14 protein-coding genes, 1 tRNA gene and 2 pseudogenes are annotated in these 20,001 nt (G+C 41.9%); 3 read left to right on the forward strand and 14 right to left on the reverse strand.

The genetic code is table 11. The annotated features are described in order from the left end of the window. Positions 1–242, forward strand: a pseudogene (locus IQ224_RS23715) (transposase); the annotation flags it as partial. A 21-nt stretch (positions 243–263) separates the two neighbouring features. Here IQ224_RS23715 and IQ224_RS00840 read toward each other — a convergent pair. From IQ224_RS00840 to IQ224_RS00855, 4 genes and pseudogenes are all read right to left on the reverse strand, one after another. Beyond that, positions 264–677, reverse strand: a pseudogene (locus tag IQ224_RS00840) (Rpn family recombination-promoting nuclease/putative transposase); the annotation flags it as partial. Between the two features lie 507 nt (positions 678–1,184). After that, the gene (locus tag IQ224_RS00845) at positions 1,185–2,675 is read right to left on the reverse strand and encodes an MFS transporter (RefSeq protein WP_002741269.1); all 1,491 of its coding nucleotides are present in this window, start codon (positions 2,673–2,675) and stop codon (positions 1,185–1,187) included. Between the two features lie 22 nt (positions 2,676–2,697). After that, complete coding sequence (recO, locus tag IQ224_RS00850; RefSeq protein ID WP_002741271.1) at positions 2,698–3,480, reverse strand: DNA repair protein RecO; 783 nt, start codon at positions 3,478–3,480, stop codon at positions 2,698–2,700. A gap of 292 nt (positions 3,481–3,772) precedes the next feature. Continuing rightward, positions 3,773–3,845: transfer RNA gene (locus tag IQ224_RS00855), tRNA-Ala, on the reverse strand. Between the two features lie 77 nt (positions 3,846–3,922). Between IQ224_RS00855 and IQ224_RS00860 the strand changes: the two genes are divergently transcribed. Beyond that, positions 3,923–4,735, forward strand: a complete 813-nt coding sequence (locus tag IQ224_RS00860) for a rhodanese-related sulfurtransferase (RefSeq protein ID WP_002741275.1) — start codon at positions 3,923–3,925, stop codon at positions 4,733–4,735. A gap of 22 nt (positions 4,736–4,757) precedes the next feature. On the opposite strand, the gene IQ224_RS00865 is transcribed toward IQ224_RS00860, so the two are convergent. Both IQ224_RS00865 and IQ224_RS00870 read right to left on the reverse strand, forming a co-directional pair. Next, the gene (locus IQ224_RS00865; RefSeq protein ID WP_002741277.1) at positions 4,758–6,305 is read right to left on the reverse strand and encodes an RDD family protein; all 1,548 of its coding nucleotides are present in this window, start codon (positions 6,303–6,305) and stop codon (positions 4,758–4,760) included. 57 nt (positions 6,306–6,362) lie between these two features. Then, positions 6,363–6,785: a polyhedral envelope protein gene (locus IQ224_RS00870; protein WP_036399569.1), complete on the reverse strand. Its 423-nt coding sequence runs from the start codon at positions 6,783–6,785 to the stop codon at positions 6,363–6,365. A gap of 367 nt (positions 6,786–7,152) precedes the next feature. On the opposite strand from IQ224_RS00870, the gene IQ224_RS00875 reads away from it, so the two are divergent. Next, positions 7,153–7,680, forward strand: a complete 528-nt coding sequence (locus IQ224_RS00875; RefSeq protein WP_002741281.1) for a hypothetical protein — start codon at positions 7,153–7,155, stop codon at positions 7,678–7,680. Positions 7,681–7,721: 41 nt separating this feature from the next. On the opposite strand, the gene IQ224_RS00880 is transcribed toward IQ224_RS00875, so the two are convergent. The 8 genes from IQ224_RS00880 to IQ224_RS00915 form a co-directional block, all read right to left on the reverse strand. Then, complete coding sequence (locus IQ224_RS00880; protein ID WP_002741283.1) at positions 7,722–8,501, reverse strand: pentapeptide repeat-containing protein; 780 nt, start codon at positions 8,499–8,501, stop codon at positions 7,722–7,724. Between the two features lie 690 nt (positions 8,502–9,191). Then, complete coding sequence (locus IQ224_RS00885; RefSeq protein ID WP_002741301.1) at positions 9,192–12,290, reverse strand: efflux RND transporter permease subunit; 3,099 nt, start codon at positions 12,288–12,290, stop codon at positions 9,192–9,194. Positions 12,291–12,332: 42 nt separating this feature from the next. After that, a complete protein-coding gene (locus IQ224_RS00890; RefSeq protein WP_002741302.1) occupies positions 12,333–13,688 on the reverse strand; it encodes an efflux RND transporter periplasmic adaptor subunit in 1,356 nt (451 codons plus the stop codon). A gap of 60 nt (positions 13,689–13,748) precedes the next feature. Then, a complete protein-coding gene (locus IQ224_RS00895; RefSeq protein ID WP_194032371.1) occupies positions 13,749–15,050 on the reverse strand; it encodes an MFS transporter in 1,302 nt (433 codons plus the stop codon). A 48-nt stretch (positions 15,051–15,098) separates the two neighbouring features. After that, the gene (locus tag IQ224_RS00900; RefSeq protein WP_002734808.1) at positions 15,099–16,730 is read right to left on the reverse strand and encodes an FAD-binding oxidoreductase; all 1,632 of its coding nucleotides are present in this window, start codon (positions 16,728–16,730) and stop codon (positions 15,099–15,101) included. An 80-nt stretch (positions 16,731–16,810) separates the two neighbouring features. Further along, entirely contained in the window at positions 16,811–17,416 is a 606-nt protein-coding gene (locus tag IQ224_RS00905) for an isoprenylcysteine carboxyl methyltransferase family protein (protein WP_002731647.1), read from the reverse strand. Between the two features lie 12 nt (positions 17,417–17,428). After that, positions 17,429–18,604 (reverse strand): type III polyketide synthase, encoded by a 1,176-nt coding sequence (locus IQ224_RS00910; protein ID WP_194032372.1) that lies wholly within the window; start codon positions 18,602–18,604, stop codon positions 17,429–17,431. Between the two features lie 50 nt (positions 18,605–18,654). Beyond that, entirely contained in the window at positions 18,655–19,974 is a 1,320-nt protein-coding gene (locus tag IQ224_RS00915) for an NAD(P)/FAD-dependent oxidoreductase (protein WP_194032373.1), read from the reverse strand. Positions 19,975–20,001: the final 27 nt, after the last annotated feature.

The following is a 20,001-nucleotide window of genomic DNA, read 5'->3' on the forward strand; positions in this document are numbered from 1 at the left end:
CACTACAAGGTAAAAAAATTAAGGATATGGGAATCCAAAAATATGTCACAAGACCTGAAAAAAGATATAAAGGTCAACGCAGACACAGCAGTTTTTATGTGGGTCAACATCTCTATCATTGGCTCCAGCTACATCAAATGTTCCAAAAAAACATAGAAGAGCTAATGCAAATTAGCCGCTATCGGTTGAAGGATTACATCAAGGGACAAAGAGCTATATCGCTTGCCCTATCTACCTTCTAGCTCGCTTGTCCCCCTCTCAGAGTTAAATTTTAACACCTTAAAATCGGGAAAATCGACTACATACTGACTAATTGCTTCTTTTTTGGGCTGGGAGTAAGAAAAAATTACAATCGGATAAATCGGTAAGACAAATTTCTCATGAAAGCGAGCAAAATAAGTAAACATCCGCCGGTTAAACCACTTTCGAGAACTTTCCTGCGCCTCGACATAAATCAGAAAGAAAGATTCTTTTCCGCGAAACCTAACTTGTGCTACTAAGTCGCTTTTATGCCTTTCTCCTTCCGTGACATCGGTAAATACTTCTTTGTCTAAAAAAGTAATTGATTCTGTGTCTAAATAATTCATTACTTCAGGAAAAAACAACTCAATAAATTCGACAAAAAAGGTGGAAATCAACTCCTTAAATAAGCGATCATGATCAATATTATTAGTCATGTAATATCATCTTAACTAATCTCATCGGTGAATGACTACCAGAAAATAACAACTCTTTGATTCTAACAAGTTTAAGGTTACTTGACAATACTTACGGTAAAAGTGGACATTAAATCAATAAAAGTTGACAAAAGTGTAGCGGGTTAGCTCACTCTTAGGATTATCCAGAAAACGGGTTTCTTAAAGAAACCCGTTTTCTATTATTTTAAAGAGGTTGAGAATATCCTCTCGTTGATAACCCTGTTCGTACAACCGTTTAGTGGCGTTGTCAAGTTTGAAGATGATGGCGCATCAGAGCAGACTTGAAAACGCTTTAACAGTAAGGCTCTCGTTGTGTCGCAATTCATTCTTCATATTCTGATCTGACAACGCCCGCTTCTTTGCGGGGGAGATAGGAGAATAAATAAAGGCAATCTCCTGACTCCTGACTCCTGACTCCTGACTCCTGATAACTGACTCCTGACTCCTGATAACTGATAACTGATAACTGATAACTGATAAGTTCCGCTAATCTTTAGATAAATTGCCAGAAACATACCAAGTAAAACCACCGCCGATGACTGCCATAACTGCTAAAGCTAATAGTACCGGTCGGAGTCCGAATTGAGTTTCGGCGATACCCGCAACAGCTAATGGTAAAGAGAGGGCAATATTAACGGCATTGTTTTCTAAACCAAAGACTTTACCGCGCATTTCGGGGGGTGTATCTGCCTGTAGGGTAGTTTGCATGGGAACCCCGACTAAAGCGGCAAAAATCCCTAATAAAGCGGTCATAGCGAAGGCTAAAATTAAACTCTTTGTTGCTAGAGATAAACCGATTAAAGCTGCCGCCATACCCAGAGAACCCCAGAGACTTAATTGGGTGTGGGAGAATTTTTGGCCCCAATAACCCAAAGTAATCGCACTAACTGCCATTCCTGCACCACAGGAGGCTAATAAAAAGCCGAATTGAGAAGCTTTTAACCCGGGTAGTTTTTCCGCCATACTGACGGCTAATACTGATAGAGCAGCAAAAATACAGAATAAGATGACTAATTGAATTAGAGCGTTACGAACTTTATGATTTTTGTTGAGGTAACTAATGCCGTCGCGGATATCTTCCCAAACATGGGGCTGTTCTGCGGTAGGAATAATATATTTTTCGCTAGTTCGCAGGATAATTAGAATTAAACCGGCAATTATATAAAAACCACCGACAATCATCACTTTGCCAATATCAAATTGTCCGGCTCTAGTGCCGAAAATGCTATCGGCAAAAGCTAATAGAGGTTCACCGATGGCAAAACCGATAATTAATACCGCCATGGTGGTTAAAGTGCTGAGGGAATTAGCGGGTAGAAGATGACGACGTTTTACTACTAATGCCAGGGTAGATTGTTCGGCGGGGGCAAAAAATTGGGTTAGGGTGGAGACAAGAAAAGTAATGACTAACAACAGGAAAAAACCGAAGGGTAAATTAAATTCTCCTTGTAGCCGGTAATGCCAATTTCTTAAACCGTCAGGCAACCAACCGAGGGGAACCGCTAAAGTTTGCTCGCGCACTAACCACAATAATAGGGGAATGACGAGGACAAAAGCCCCGCGTAAAAGGTTAGAAATAACTAAAACTTGTTTTTTTAACCATCTATCAACATATACACCCGCCACCGAACCCACTAACACCGCCGGAATTGTATTAGCAATCATTATCGCCGATACCCAGCCGCTAATCGATTGATCGGCTTCTTGGTAATGGGTGGCAATTAGGGAGATCATCAGGACTAAATAGAATTTATCCGCTAATTGGGAAAAAATTCCCCCCGCCCAGAGAATGAGAAAGCGCGGGTTTTTTAGCACTGGGGCAAAACCCTGACTAGGATTGGATTTGGGCGCACGTTTAGGCAAGCGGTTCATGGTTTCTGCGTCGGATTGCCTCGGTGAGGAATCGGAAGAATTAAAAACAGGAGTGGGGGAGGCGCTGGACGTAGCGTCGTCAGTTTCTGAGTCAAACAGTTGCATTATGATGATTTTTGCTATCTGTTTAAAATTCTAAGGGAGATAAACCCTCAACTAATGCCGAGGAGCGAAAAGTTTTTCCCAGATGATATTGAGTATAGCGACGCAGCAAACGATCGAGGTTAATCCAAGCTAGTTCTGAGGTAAGGTTTTCTTCTGGGGGAAAATCGGGTTTTCCTAAGCATTGCAGTAATTGCAGTTCTTGCCGCGTCAGTTTACTATCGATGTTGGGCGGGTTGATTGTTTCTGTTAGGGCAGCTAGATCTATTATTCCCCCTGCCTCGAAACTAAATCCTAGGCAATTGTTCCCAATTAAAGCTTTTCCCGTCAACAGGCAGTTATGGACTTGCGGCACTAAGCCAGCAATTATTAAGAAATGAAAAATTGCTTGACAAAGATAGGGAAGTATGTATTGATTTTCGTCGAGGACTTCAATTCTGGCCAGATGGCTGCAGATTAATTCGTATAATTCCCTCTGGGGTTGTTCGCTCAGTGCGATCGCCAAAACCAGTTCGCAGAGGTATTGACTAACGGTGAGTTTGGCGAGATTTTGACTTAATTTAGGGTAAGATTCGATAGTTTCAGCTTGAACGACCTTATCTAGGGATTTTCCTGCGACTATCAACAGATTATTGACCACAAATAGTTCACTTCTACCCCGCAGGGAAGATTTATACTTGCGCGCACCGGGAGCGATGGCTCTAATTAAACCATACTCGGCGGTCAAAATAGTTAAGAGGCGATCGGCTTCTCCGAAGGCCATTCCTTGCAGATTGATTCCAGTAGCTTGATAGGTACGAGACATCATTTAATAATTAACTAGGGTCTGCTGAAAAAGTTTTTCGTGGGGACAGGGTGTGGGGTGTGGGGTGTGGGGTGTAGGGTTTTACCGATTTTGAGGGGGTCAATTACCTAATTTTCAGGGAAAAAGTCCAGGAAATCTCCCCCCGATCACTCCCATATCTGGTACTTTTTGATTGACAAAAGCTGTAAAAGTCTTAGCCAACAAGGTTTTTAGATTTTTTCGGCAAACCCTAGCTAATTGTCTTCCCAAAAAGACTTGAGCTAATCACCAAGCAAAGGGGAATCAGTCATGACTATGGAGGTTAGCGGACTCGAACCGCTGACATCCTGCTTGCAAAGCAGGCGCTCTACCAACTGAGCTAAACCCCCGATCTGGTTTTTAGGACACTTTTGCTATTATAACCTATAGTGAAAAATATTACAAGTTAATTTTTCCCTTGCCTGCCATGTCTTATCTAGTCGCCACTTTTTACCAGTTTGTGGCTTTGTCAGATTATCGTCAAAAACAGCCAGAAATACAAAAATACTGCCAAGAAAGAGGAATTAAAGGAACTATTCTTCTGGCAGCCGAGGGGATTAATGCAACGATCGCCGGGAACAGTCAAGCGATCGCTGAAGTGATTAGTTGGTTAAAAACCGATACTCGTTTAGCTAATCTAGAGGTGAAAGAGTCTGTTTGTGATTATTTGCCCTTTCAACGCTTAAAAATTCGCTTAAAAAAGGAAATTGTGACTTTTGGTCAACCCAAGGCTAATCCTCTCGAAAAAACAGGAATTCATCTCAAAACTGAACAGTGGAACCAATTGCTGAAAGAGCCGGACGTGGTAGTTATCGATACGCGTAATAATTATGAAGTGGCGATCGGTACTTTTGCGGGAGCGCTTAACCCAGAAATCCAGCATTTTCGCCAATTTCCTGAGTATATTCAGGAAAATTTTGATAGTATTAACAATAAAAAAATAGCTCTTTTTTGTACGGGGGGAATTCGCTGTGAAAAGGCGGCAGCTTTTTTATTAAATCAAGGCTTTTCTCAAGTTTATCAGCTAGAGGGAGGTATTTTGAAATACTTAGAAGAAGTTAGTCCCGATCAGAGTCTTTGGCAAGGAGAATGTTTTGTTTTTGATCAAAGAGTGGCACTAACAGCTAATCTAGAGGTAGGACATTATGAAATGTGTCCCGCTTGCGGTCATCCCATCGATGAAAAAGATAAACAGTCCCCCAATTACCGAGCAGGAATATCTTGTCCCTATTGTAGTTAATCTTATCCTATTTAGTATCTGGTTACTTTTTCTTGCGGATTTGTGTACCAGAAATCATGTCATGAAGGGCGCGTTTTTTCTTTGTCCAGGCTGCCAGTAAAAAGCCCAAATATAAGGGAGCAGTGGAGAGATATTTTAGTAAGTAGCGGCGATTTGCTCTTGCAAAAGATATGCGTCGGCCTTGGCTATCGGTGACGGATAAATCAAAAAACATTTTACCAATAGTGGCTTTAAAAAGATATTCTAAGAAAACATAATATAACCATTTAATAACTATTCCTAAACCAAGGGCGCTAAGAATAGCAATATGCTCGTGAGTAAAGTTAACTTTGGCTTGAATATTATAGATAATTGCCGCTATAAATAAAGCAAAACCAAAAATTGTTGTTCCGGCTGCACTTAATCCTGCTGCATAGTAAACCCAGATTTCTTTGGGGATATCAAAGTTAAGATTTAAATCTTGAAAAGTTGACCATTGTTGTAAGCGAAAACAGATATAACCACCTAATAAAGCTGCGATAATAAAAACGATAAAAGAATCAATTAAAGAAGCTTTGAAACGGAGCCAAAACCCAGCATAACTGGGAGAAATTGCGGCGAGTAAAGAAATAAGTGCAGGATTGGGAATAGGAATAATTTTAGGTTTTTCAGGAGCAGAATTTTTAGTTTTTTTAGTTTGATGGGGATTGGCTTTAATATCGGTAATAATTTTTAGCAAAGTTTTGGTATCTTTCGGTCGATCAATAGGTTTTTCTGCCATTAAATTATCGATAAAATCTGCCAATCGAGAAGGGATATTTGGCGCATATTTACGCCAATTAAATTCATTAGTATTAATATTATAAATTTTCGGGTCACTGGGTTCTTTACCGGTTAACAAAAAGACGAAAGTTTTGCCCAAAGCATAAAAGTCTGATTGGGGGACAGAGTGACCAAGAGATTGTTCAGGAGGAGCATATCCGGGGGTATAAATTCCTGTATTTTTACCTCCTGCTAGGACAGTTTTAGTCACCTGTCGCGCTGCCCCAAAATCAATTAAAACTAATTGACCATCGGGTTTTAAGATAATATTAGAGGGTTTGATATCACGATGATAGAATTTATGTTTATGAACTTCATGGAGAATATTAGCCAACTGACTTAACCAATCCAAAGCGAGATTATAATCAATCGGTTTAAATCCTCTTTGTTTTTGATGTTCTTCTAAGTCAATACCAGCAATTTTCTCCATGACTAAACAGTGTAAAGCAGTTTGACTCTCCCGGGGATGATAAATAAAATAGTTTTCTCCTTTGGGAATACCAGGGTGATTTAATTGTTTTAAAAGATTGGCTTCCTGTTGAAATAAATCAATAGCTTTGCTAGAATCGTAGGTAAGAACTTTTAACACTTTAGGTATTTTACGTTCATCTATCACTTCATAGGTATTACCGAATCCACCTTTGGCACTCAATAAATTTGTGACTCGATATTTACCATTTAAAAGCAAGTCGGAACCACAGGATTGACAGTAACGACTCTCCGTGATACTTTTCGGTTTGGGACAATGAGGATTAATACAAAAACTCATAGATTTTATTGGTAGAGTAAAAAATAAACTTGATGATAACAATATTCCTTGATATATTTAAGGTTTATTACCAAGAAAAAAGCCGCGCAATCCCAAAGTTACCACGGCACTTAAAAAAGCCACAACCATGGGAATAATCAGAGATTTAAACCCTTTCAAGTCCGCAATATATTTAACTAGAATTGCATAACCATCTTCGACTTTTTCCAGTCGTTTATCCATTGTTTCAAATTTCTGATCAAGAGTTTTAATATCTCCTTTGATTTCTGTGACTTCCACCTTTAAATCATTAACATCTTTTTGGAGATTGTCGATTTTCTGATCCATATCTCTTTGGAGATTGTCGATTTTCTGATCCACATCTCTTTGGAGACTGTCAAATTTTTGATCCACATCTCTTTGGAGATTGTCGATTTTACTCTCGATCCTTGTTAGGACAGATTCCAGGGAATAGGTAACGGTTTCGCTAGTTTGTGTCATAATTAACAACCTCTGGTCGATAGGGACAAATACAATTAGGTTATACTGAAAAATTGTTGCGTTGGTGTGGGGTTTTACCCATTTTCAGGGAAAAAGTCCCTGAATTTTCCCTCTGACCACTGCAATGGCCAGCACTGTTTGATTTCAAAAAAGCCTAAAGATATTATCCAACAAAGTTTTTAGATTTATTCAGCCAGCCCTAAGTATTCCCCTATTGCCTATTGCTAGGGACTAAGGACGATTACGCTACCGAAAAAATTCCATTGTGGCCAGAGATCGATCATGGTAATTTAAGAAAGCGATCGGGGAACTCTCACAGGGAAGATCCCGACCCTAACCAGGGAGTGACTGTTTAACCGTCTGTCCTATGTACAAGTCTATTACTGTTTTAACGCTGCTGACGGGAATTATCGCCGTTGACGCGGTTTTTGCTCAATCCACTGTTAATCTTCCCATCACAGTTCAACAGGGAGAATCCTACGAAGGATTATTGACTAGAGCATCGCAATTAGCCGAGAAAACTATCATCAGTCATTTTAATCAACAACAGGGTCTTAATAAAATTGATTTATTAATAACGGCCGAAAAATCAGGAGCGATCGCACCTTTGCTCTCGGTGAAGGTGTCCCGTCAAGATTGGTTTGGTCATCCCAATATTCAACGCTGGAGAAATGTTTTTCCCTTTGGCAAAGATCTCCTCGGTTTTAGCTCTCCCGCACCCGTCGTCACTCCGAAAAGTCCCCCCGCTGCCGTTAATCCCAGTCCATCTCCAGCAGCATCTCCCGGCGCTACCACTCCTCCTCCTCCCCCTGTTTTACCCTTCGAGGAGGAGCCGAATAATGCTCCCCCAATCCCCATTCCTAACCAAAGATTAACCACTCCAGCTAATCGTTAATTGATAGGAAAAGGACGGGCTTTCGGCAGATATATTGACTTTTAAGTAGCAAAACGAGGCTGAAACCAGTCTAGGGAAAAAATATCATCTTCTTGGACGATTTCTGTCCAACCAGTGACACTCTCAAAACAAGTCCCCGTCAAGTTAGCACCCCTCAAGTCCGCTCCCTGTAGATTTACCTCTTGTAAACGCGCTCCCGCTAGATTAGCACCCGCTAAATTGGCCCCGCGTAAATCACTACCCGTCAGACGTGCCTCGCTAAAATTAGCCCTTTCTAAATTAGCCCCCTGAAAGTCCACCTCTTTAACAAAAGAGCCGCTAAAATTGGCTTCCCTTGCGGAAATCTGACGACATTTAGCCCCACTTAACCGCGCTTCCTGCAAATTGGCCCAATTGAGATTGACTTTATCTAGGGTTGCCTCCAAGAGATTAACTAAGTATAAATTCGCCCCGCATAAATTCGCCCCGCATAAATTCGCTCCCCGGAGATTAGCATGGGAAAGATCCGCCCCACTTAATCGCGCGTTACGCAGGTTTGCCTGTACCATAAAGGCCCCGGTGAGATTAGCTTTGGTTAAGTCCGCTTCCACTAATTGCGCTTGACTTAATTTGGCATAGGTTAAATTCGCCCAATTCAAACTCGCTCCCCGCAGATTTGATTTAGTCAGAAAAGAGCGACTCAAATTAGTTCCGCGCAAATTGGCCGCAGCAAAATTGACAGCGATTAGAGTCACTTGTTGTAGATCTAGACTCATCAAGTCAATGGCTAAAAAATCCCGCTCTCCTTGTTCGTAGAGTCTTAGTAACTGATTAACTTTCATCTCCCTTCTTCTACTTATAAGATGGTGGTTAAGAAGTAATCAACAAAAGCACCTAAAAACTTTGTCCGATAACTAACTCAGCTTTTAGATGAGAAATTTACGAGCTTCTCTTCTGAGTTTTTGTAAAGTTTTTTATCGATTTTTTAAGAGAAGATAACCCGAACAGCAAGTTAATTTTCATCATAGTTAAATAGCTTGGCTAAAACAGTTGCACTGGTTTTTCCAATTCTACCCCAGTCCATCGGGTAATTAGTATCTAACACTACTCTTGTTAAAAAACTTATCTATTGTTTAAACTCGATTATATAGTCATTTCAATTAAGATTGAGAATATCAATGCCAGAGTTCATAAGGGTTTTATCGGTCTAGTCTGTATCAGACTTATCTGAAATGACTATATTTAACCCAGCTAATTCTCCGTATTTTCTCGGATCAGGGCGGTAGAGCCGAGAGGACTTTCAGGGTATTTTTACCCAAATCATATTAAATCCGGTTATTAAAGACTGATTATTGATTGCCCCTTTTGCCGTTCGGACCTCGGCGTGAGCTTTTGTCGAACGCTGAGCTCACGGCCGAAGCCTATTGCCTATTGCTTTTTGCCTGTCCTGATATGTAGCCTATACTCAACGGATTTAGTATCAATAGAGACGTTGCTAGGCAACGTCTCTACAAAAGTGGTATTTAATCAAGCTACTCAGAAACAGACAGAGGGGAAACCTTTTGGGCTTGAGCGAGATAGTACCATCCCGACGGGACAAATACCAGTGCGCTTAGGGTGGTTCCGATCACCCCGATGGAAATACAGATAGCGAGGGGTTCCCAAAAAGCGCCGCCGTAGAGAAATAATGGAACAAATCCCGTCACGGTGGTTAAGGTAGTGGTGAGAATGTGACGGGTGGAAGCAATAACCACTTCCCGGATTGCCTTGCGTTGGCGTTGAAGATGGGGAGGTAAAGCTTGTAAAGCCGCCACCACGACAATAGAGTCATTAATGGAAACCCCAACTAAGCCGATAGTGCCTAAAATGGACATGAATCCCAAGGGATATTCAAATAACCAGAGGGAAAATAAGGCTAGTCCAATTGAACTAATACCGACGACAGTAACTAGGGCAGCAAGACGGAAGGAGTTAAAAGAAAGAACAAGGGTTGATAGCATTAGAATCGCCAAGACTCCCACACTAGCAATTAGATTAGCCACAGCTGTATCTCTTTCTTCTTCCTCTCCGCCAAATTCGAGCCGATACCCTGCCGGAAGGGAAAATTTGCCCGATTCTAAGTTTTGGCGAAATTCGTCTAAAACCGTTGCAGCGATCGCATCAGCTTGAACATAGGCCTTCACCGTATTAATTCGCTTGCCATTTCGTCGAGGAATCGTGGCTAATTCGGGGAGAAAATCAAATTCTGCCACGGAGGAAAGGGAAATATTCGCCCGTTCAGCAGTGGCGGAATTACCGAGAATATTTAAAGAGGCAATTTGTGGCAGTTGCTCGCGATCGCGATTAGCGACTCGGACTCGTACGGGTAATTCTTCCGTTGCTTCTAAAATCGAGCCACCCACAGAACCTTCTAAAAGGTTATCCAATTGACTGGCGATCGCCGCATTGTCCAAACCAATCAGTCGAGCTTTTTCTTCATTAATTTTTAAGGCTAATTTAGCTTGAATTTCACTTAAATCAGCAACAGAATAGGTTATTTCGGGTATTTTTGCCAGTTCTTCCCGTAGGGACTCGCCAATTTTCCTTAACATCTCCAATTCTGAGCCATAAACCCTAATTTCGATCGGGGCGCCCACCGGTGGACCCTGTTCTAGGGGGCTAACTAATACCCTTGCCATCGGTAGAGCTTGACTTAATTGTTTTTGTAAGGTTTCGATCAATTGGGGATCATCAGAAACTTGCCGAAGTTGAATCAACGCTTGGGCAAAATTAGGAGAGTCTTTGACGCCATCGGAGAGATTATAGTAGAAGGGGGGAGCATTACGCCCTAAAAACCAGTGAACTTCCCCAATTTCTCGATGATCTAGCAGTATTTTTTCAGCTTGAGCCACTTTTACCTGAGTTACTTCTAGGGTTGTGGTGGGGGCCAGTTCGATTTCTAGGGTTAACTGATCTCGTTCTGCCGGGGGAAAGAATTCTTCTGGGAGAGTGCCAGCGACAACAAAGCCAGTAATTGGGATAATCAAGCCAATAACCAGACCTAATACGGGAAAATAGAGAATTAACTTCAAAATTTGGCGATACAAACCCGTTAGGAGCGGTAAATTAATTCCCGTATCCCACCAATGGGTTTTTGTCTGGTGCGAGCGATGAGTCAGTTGATATAAACGTAAACTGAGGACAGGAATAATCGTTAGGGACAAAATTAGAGAACTAACCAAGGCTAAGATCACTGTTTGGGCGATAGTACGCACGAATTCGCCAGTGCCTCCTTGCAAAAGAGCGATCGGCATAAAAGACAAAATCGTGGTTAGGGTAGAAGCTAAGAGGGGAATCCCTAACTGTTTAACGGTTTCAGCAACAATATGTTGGTGAGCTATTCCCGTCCGTAGTCCTTTTTGCAGTTCATCGACAATTACAATAGCGTTATCGATCAAAAGTCCCAAAGCAATGACAATTCCTGTCACCGACATTTGATGTAGGGGAATTTGCCAGAGATTCATACCGGCAAAGACCATCAGGATCGATAAAGGCAGGGATACACTTACTACCAAGGCGGACTGCCATCCCATCATCACAAAAGCTGTCCCCATGACACAGAGTAACCCTAGGATCATGTTGCTGAATAATCCATCGAGTCGGTTAGCCACATAACGATTTTGGGCAAAAATTATCTTGAGGCTCACACCTTGGGGGAGAGAAGGGCGAAACAGGTCTAACTTGGCCTGGGCTGCCGCTGTCCATTCGTCTATGCGTTGCCCCGATTCCATCATAGCGGCCACCACAATAGCCGGTTTACCGTTAATAATGGTTAGTTCTGGTGGTGGTTCTTGAATTCCCTTGGTAACTAGAGCGATATCTCCTAAACGGGTAAATTGTCCCTCATTACTGTAACGAATCGGAATGGCTCGAATCCGAGAGAGTGATTCTAAACTGGTATCGACTTCCAATAATAAATTATTGCGATTACTGCGAAGTTGTCCAGCGGCGACCTTGGCATCACTGGTTTGAATTTGTTGGGCAACTTCGACGGCAGTTAGGCCTAGGGAGGATAATTTCACCGGATCGATTTCGACTAAAATTTCCTCGGCCGGAACCCCGACTAACTCGACCCTTTCGGTTCCCCAAAGGGCTTCTAATTCATCGAACAGTTCTTGGCCAAGTCGGCGTAAAATAGCGTAATTAGGAGCAGTATCTAGATCCCAAAGGATGGCAGTCAATAAACTAAAGGCTTTACTATATCCTTCTTCGTATAAGGGTCTTTGGGCTTCTGGGGGTAGTTGCGGGATGACATCGGTAATCCGATCGCGAATGCGTGACCAGACGGGATCCACATCAGTCACTTCATCTTTAAGTTCAATATTGACCGTGGAACGCCCTAATTCCGAGGAGGACTCAATCAGGCTAATTTCTTTGATGCTAGAGAGAGATTGTTCAATTTTTTCGGTCACTAGGGATTCGACCCGATAAGGACTGGCACCGGGTAAATTGGTGGTAATGGTGGCACCTCGATTAATTGTTTCGGGATCTTCCATGCGCGGCAAAATTTGAAAGGAAGACAATCCCCAGACAATAATCAGAATTAAAGTAAGAATTAGTAATCTAGGTTTACGTTCAAATAAGTTATTCATTGGAGATTATTAGGGATAATAAAGCTGATTAATGACCGCTGACTACCAAATTTCCACCATTTGCCCGGGTACAATGCGGTGAACCCCTTCGACGATCACCCGATCACCGGAGGTGAGCGTCCCGCGCACCAACAAGCGATCGCCTTGAATCGCTAGAACTTCTAAATCTTGGCGTTTGACGGTAAATTGTCGAGGATTATCGGGGTTAGCTTCTCCTAGAACATAAGAAGACCATAATCCTCTCGTGCCTTGTACTAAAGCTTCTGTGGGCAACCAATAGCCCGATTGTGGAACCGATTGAGATAATTCTAGGCTGACCACTTGCCCCGGAATCAGGCCCTGAGTCTGATTTAAACTTAAAATAACCGTGGCGGTACGGGTAGTTGGATCAATTTGGGGCAGGGTTGAAGTGACTTGTCCTGTTAATATTTTGTTACCAATTTTTAAACGATGTTTACTCCCAATTGGTAAGTTTTCGGACTGGTCAATGGGAACCCCGATACGCGCTTCCAGTTTATTACTTTCCACCAAACGAACGATCGGATTACTTGCAGAAACAACAGTGCCAATATTGACGTGAAGGAGGGCAATAGTGCCATCGTAGGGGGCTTGAAGTTGACTTTTCTCAATCTCTAATTTAATATTCTTCAGTTGGGCATCAAATTGGTCAATAACGGCTTTTTGCAGAGAAATCAATTCGGGACGAGTACCGGCCTTGAGTTCATCTAATTGACTTTGAGCTTCATCAATTCTCGCTTGTTGTGCATTAACATCTGTTTGCACTTCTTCGAGTTGTTCTCTAGTAATTGCCCCTTCTTGATACAATCCTAGCCGTCTTTGGTATTTAGATTGGGCTAAAGCTAATTGTTCCCTGAGATCGCGGACTTTTGCTTGGGCTGCTGCGATACTTTCTTTCCTGGAACCAGCTTGTAATTCTTGCAGTTTAGCCGTGGCCTGCGATCGCTGGGCGATGAGTTCTTGTTTTTGTGCTTCTAAATTGCGTGTATCTAGAGTAGCAATTAAAGTGCCTCGGCGTACCTCTTGACCCTCTTGAACCAATAAACTAATTAATTGTCCCGAACGCTCAAATCCTAGTTCACTTGTCCGTTTAGCCACAATATTACCGGTATAACGGCGCGGTTCTTGGTGATGGGTGACAGGAGTTAAAGTTAAGGTTCGCACCGGTAAGGCTGCCGTCTTGCTCTTATCGATTGCTAACGAAGCGGTTTCTTCTGAGGTGGTGGATTCAGAGGTGTCTTCTAAGAGGACATTACGCAGGGTAGGATAGGCAAAAACCGAGGTAGCCGCTAGGATCCCAGTAATAATTAATCGCCAGGGCAATCGCAGTTTTTTGATGGCAGTTTCTTGCTGTTTAGTGACAGGATTGGGGGAAGTCATAATCCAGTTCCAAATGAGTAGGGTTTTGTCAAGAGTAATAACAGATTAGCGAGGAAAGAACTATTTTTTGATCGCATAAGGCCGTAGGACAAAAGCCGCTGCTAGGGATAATATACCGGCGGACAAAAAGGCAATTTGTACCCCCCAGGGGTTATCAGGAGTTTTCCCGAAAGAAAGGATTAATCCTGTTAGAAAAGACCCCGCACCTTGGCTAAATTGAATTAGTAGCCCCCTAGTGCCAAAAAATATTGCTTCTCGTCCCATTCCCTGTTGCTCCGCATCTTGATCGATAATGTCCGATAACATGGCATTCGGCAGACTAAAAAAGCTGGCTAGGGCTAAATTAGCGATAATCGAAAGGATTAACCAGGGAATCAAAGAATCTTGCCACCAAAAACGACCACAGGCCATGGCAATCATACCCAAGCCAACCCAGATTAAAGAACCTTGAAAAACCAGTTTTTTGCCATATTTTCGCGCTAAGGGTAAAACCAGGGTAAATCCAGCCAAGGCACTACCGACGATAATAGTATTAATCACGGCGGCAAAACTTACCTCTCGTTTGAGGAGAGCAATTACTAAAAAAGTCGGAATCACCGAGATAATACTAATCACCATCCACGCCAAGATCATGGTGATCATATAGATACAAAAAGTCCGATTGGTAAAAGCCGCCGTTAAGGTGGTTTTAAAGTTAGGATATTTCCCCTTAGAAGGACTATATTCTTCTTTTTCTAGCAAGGGCATAGCTAGAGTAATTAGCCCAATAAGACTAATAGCAATACCCATTCCCTGAAAACCATAGCTATCAGTTAACCAAGGGGCAATAATCCCACCAATGGTGGCACCAATTAAACCAAAAATTCCGATTTGAGTTGATAATTTAACCCTTCCTTCTGGGCTTTTAGCGAGAGTGGGCAACCAGGCTAAATAGGGAACATGATAGGATGCCATACCCACATAAAACACCCAAAGCATGGTGACTAAATAAATGAAGTAAGTGGTTTGATTTAAGTTATTAGGGGGATTAAACAACAGGATAAAACCACCAATTAAAGGGACTAAACTGGCCAGTATAAATGGTCTTCTTTTGCCCCAAGGACTCCAAAAGCGATCGGAAAAATAACCGATCACTGGCTGCACAAAAGCTCCAGCAATACGGCTAATCATTATCGCTATCCCCACTAAAGCAGAGGGCAATAAAATGGATAAGTTATAGTCATTGGGAATGCCCGGGTCGTAGCGATAGATTAGCATGGTTAGAAGGGCATTGTTAACGATAAAGTTACCAAACCAACCAGTGATATAAGGAAGATAATCTATTCGGAGATGTTGCCATTTGCTAGAAGTGCTAGAAGTCATTAGAATTGGGGGAGAGATGGGCAGTTAGCAGTAGATTGTTAGGCTTATTTAAAGAAATTCGTAGCGACCAGGTGAGAGGATGCGATGGGGATCCAAGCTGTCTTTAATTTTCTGGATTAAGCAACTATAATCGTCTTGGGCTGGGGGTAAACTATTCATAGAGTGGGTACTAAGACGGTAGGGATAATAACCTTGATTGATCAATTCTGCCAACATTTCATCGTGACAATTTAAGGCTTTTTGGTCTTCGCCTTCTAGCAATCGATCATAAAAAATGGCAGCATTGATGTTAATATTCCGCTCGGTAACACAGTTAATGCCGATATTGGGTTCATAACCATATTTTTGAGCGATGCTGCTGATAATATTGAGAGCATTTCTGAGATGATTTCCCAGAAAAGGAACAGCGGGAACACACCAAATCATGCCACAGGCATCCAGGTCTAAATTCAACCTATCGGTGGGAGGAGTTTTTTTGCGCCAATAGGCCATCTTCAGCACTTTTTCGGTAATCATTCCTCGTTGGGGATTTTTGTGATAAATTAAATCCACCTTATCCTTAATTTCCACACCAGTAAATACTTTAAAAATGGGACTCATTTTGCTGGCCATTTTGAACTTATTTTCATCAAAAAACATAAGTTTATTGACAATTCCTTTCAAGGCTTTTTCAATTAGGTTTCTTTCGACTTTTCCCTGTTCTGGTGAAGCCGAATATAAAGCACCTTCTCCTATCCAAACACCGCCGCCCCATTGATGACTTAATTGTTCTAATAAATCGGGGGGTAAAGGAGTTTTTTCTTGGCATTCCTGCCAGGGATATTGTTGTTGAATAGACAACATTCGGTAGTTATTATTAATGTGGAAGGTCGTTTTAATTACCCCTGCCATTTTCAGTTGACGTAGTTTATCGATCAATAACTCTAATTTATTTTCCTGATCGATGCTATAGAAAAAAGCCTGAAAATATTCAGGATATGGCGTTAACCAAAAAGTCATTTTGGTGACGATTCCCAGGTTAGATTGGGTAAAAATTCCATCAAAATAGGGACCGACTCCCCAACGATTGACCGCCCCTATTTGGGAGTTTTCAAAGCGATTAAATCCCGTATGAACACATTCACCGGTGGGCAAAACTACTTCCATTCCACAGACATGATTAAAGCGATCGCCTAACGGTCCTTTGGCTTCACCCCGTTCGAGAATATTGCCAATAATACTAGAATCAGGAGTCGAACCGGTGACACTCATTAATAATTTATTGCCATTTTTTTGCAAAAAATCGTAGAGTTGTCGCTGAGTAACACCCGCTTCAATAGTTACATAAGCTAGGGTTTCATTGTAATCCAAAATCTGATTTAATCGACTCAAATCCATTAAAACCGAACCAGTGCGGCTAGGAACTCGCGAACCATAACCCCAATTTTTACCTGTACTAATAGGATAGACAGGGGTTTGATAGCGATTAGCAATTTTTAGAGATTCTTGGACTTCTTGACGATTACCTGGGCGAATAATTGCCGGGATTTTAGCATGGGTTTCGTAGGTAGCGGTCTCGGCTTCTAGGCGTTTTTTGTTATCGGTGCTGACATATTCGGAGCCTAATAAATTTTCCCATTCTTGTAGAGCGTTAGTTAAATTGTCGCTAATAATATTTTCGGAAACAATTAGAGAGTCCATAGTATTTTCTTTCTCCTTGAAATTCAGGTATGAGAGGTAATTAAAGGGCCCTAGGGAACCGGCCCTGCTATCCGTGGCAATTAACTTTTAAGCGGTTGCTGTTTGCGAGAGAAAATTGCGCTAAAACTAGGAATAAAACGGGGAGTATTGGCGAAAACTGCTTGATAATTGGTGTCTTGACTTAAAGCTTCTTCTTCAGCCGGAATGCGTTGGATTAATAACCAAGCATTCAGGAGACTAAAGACTATAGATGTCAGATAAGCAGTATGAAACAGGGGAACCACCGCTAATTCCGTGATCATGGCCCACCAGTTAGGATGACGGATATATTGATAAATGCCATTGTCGATCACGGGTGTCTGAGGAACCGTGACCACCTGATGAATCCAGCGATCGCCTAAAGCTTCAATGGAGGCATAGCGGAGCTTTTGAGCTAAAAAGGTAGTAATTAGGGAAAATAAAGCCAATGCTGGAATAAAAGGTCGATCGAGCAGATAAACTTCCCCGATCATGCAAAGCATCCAGCTAGATTGGAAAATCTTGACGAATCCCACATAATTAGAGCTATGCAGTTTGCCACCTTCCGCTAAGACTTTGGCCATATTCTGTTTACTCAGACGAGTAACGCGCACTCGTTGGACAATAATGTAACTAATCAGGGCAATGAAAACTATTTGGCTTAACATCCTTAAATATCCTTAGAATTGAACTAAAATGGCTTCTTGAGCAAATCCGGGACCCATGGAAATTATTAATCCGTAGGAACCTGTGGGAGGATGGGGACGGGAAAGGGTTTCATCGAGAATGCAGAGGATAGTAGCAGAAGCAATATTGCCAATTTCTGCCAAAATATCCCAACTAACCTGTAAAACATCCGGTTCTAACTGAAATTCTTCAACTATTGCATCGAGAATCTTTGGACCCCCCGGATGCACCATCCAACAGACAATTTCCTCGAGGGAAACTTCTGTTTTTTCCAGTAAAGATGTCACCGCTTTTCTCACCCCACCCTTGACGTAATCAGAGACTTCTGGGCGAAGAATTTGGCGAAAACCGTAGTCTGTTAAAGGCAATGCCATTAAATGCTCTGTGTGGGGCATTAACAGCGATTGAGTGCCGATAATATTCAGTTTTGCTTTACCTTGCTTGACTAAGGGATGTTCATCTCCCGCTAAGAGAACCGTGCCGACTCCATCGCCAAATAAAGCCGCTACCACAAGGGTCATAATGATATTGCTATATTGAGACGGATCTTCGGGTAATTGTCCCAATAATTCCGTTAAATCGCTATGAATTGACCCTTGCCAAAGGCCAGAGGAGGGATCGGTGGTAAACAAGATCGCTGCTTCGGTGGGATGTCCTTGCAGATAATCGTTTACTCTGGCTAATCCTTGGGCGCCTCCCAAACAGCCGACACCGGATAACGCTTGCCGCTTGATATCGAGGGAAAAATCTAGACGATTGAGGAGTAAACTTTCTAGGGAAGGAACGGAAGGAAGAACAGTAACGGAGGTAACTAGGGAGATTTCTTTGGGAGAAAGAGCGGCTTTTTTGAGCAAATTAGTTACTGTCGATGTTACTAAATCCATAGTTAGATCGACCATTTGACGAAAGGGTTGGGCGATTCCGGGAGGATTATCGGCATCGAATTCATCTAGGGGAATAGTGAAGTATCGCCCTTGAATTTTGACATTACTGAAAAAACGATGAATTTGTTCTAAATCAAAAAAGGTTTGTTCCTGGAAGTCGAGATGATTTTCTCGGCAATAATCTTGAAGAAGATTAGCACAATGATTTCTGATATTGACTTCTAGAACTTCTTGGGGATAGTAATGTTCTGGAAAACCAGTAGCTGTCTCAATAATGTAGGGCATTGGAGTTAAAAGAGAGGGATTTCAGGGGGGGGAGAATTATGCTGGGAGATTTAAGCTAGTAATCGGCGAGCTAATCCTTGTGCTTGGCGTATATAACCCAATTTGTCAATCACTAAGGAGTGAGTACCGCTATGGTGTTTATTGTCGGCGCTTAAATTGGCACTAATTTGACGTTTTAGCTTTTCAAATTTATAGACAAACCGGGATTTTTTATCCTGAGCTTGTAGATAAGCGGCCACTAAATTACTTTGTTCTTCAAATACTCGCCAGTGAGTGCCAGTGGGATGAACCATTCCGATGACAAACAGGTTATTTTCCTCTGGGTGAAAAACATTCATATAGAGGTTGGGCTGGGTGGTTCCTTCTTGCCAATTTAAATCCGATTTGTCAATAAAAGAAAATTCAATTTTGTAACCAGTGGCGTAGATAATCAGATCAATTTCTTCTGTACTGCCATCGGCAAAAATAACATTCTTTCCGTCTAATTCTTGGATATTAGGCTTATGGGTGACATCTCCATGCACATAATAACGATAGATTTGTTGGTCACTGTTGGGAATAATTAGGCCGTTACTTTTACAGTCTGTAGGAATATTGAGTTTTTTGAGATTAACTCCTTGTAAGAAGAGAGCTATTGGGGATAATAAAGCCATCATTTTCATGTGTTCTTGGGCTGGAATTAGATTCATGATTGGCGTGTTAATCATCACCCATTCTGGGGGCAAACCGAACAAAAATTTCGGCATACAGAGAAAGCCACGACGGGTACTATGGAAAGTTTTACTGCCATTAATAGCGGCTTCGACGACTAAATCCATGGCTGATTGTCCCGCTCCAACTACTAGGACTTTTTTAGCATTTAGTTGAGCGGGATTATCATAATCTTTTGAATGGATAATTTCCCCGTCAAAATGCCCAGAAAATTGAGGAATATTCGGTTTGTTATGATAACCACTAGCGATTAAAACCCCTCGGTATCGTCTGGTTTCTTGGTTGCTAAGGGTGACATCCCAAAAGTTACCCACCTTTTTTATTTTCTCTACACTGAGATTAAATTCCATGAAATCATAGAGATTGAAATGAGCGGCATAATTGCGAAGATATTCATAGACTAACCGATGATTGGGATAATCTGGGTAATCTTTTGGCATGGGAAAATCGGAAAAAGGTTGTGTGGTTTTATGACCAATCAGATGTGTATTTTTATACATTGGACTATCGGGACGGTCATAAATCCAAATACCCCCAACATCCTGAGCAGATTCGATAACATTAAAGGGAATTTTGGCTTTGTTTAAGGCTCTAGCCGCCGCTAATCCTGCGGCACCAGCCCCAATAATACAGTATTGCTCTTTGTAATCTAAAGTCATGATTTTTCTCCCTTGAATAATTGGTTG

Origin of the sequence: Microcystis sp. LEGE 00066 (assembly GCF_015207925.1) — a bacterium.
Lineage (GTDB): Bacteria > Cyanobacteriota > Cyanobacteriia > Cyanobacteriales > Microcystaceae > Microcystis > Microcystis ichthyoblabe_A.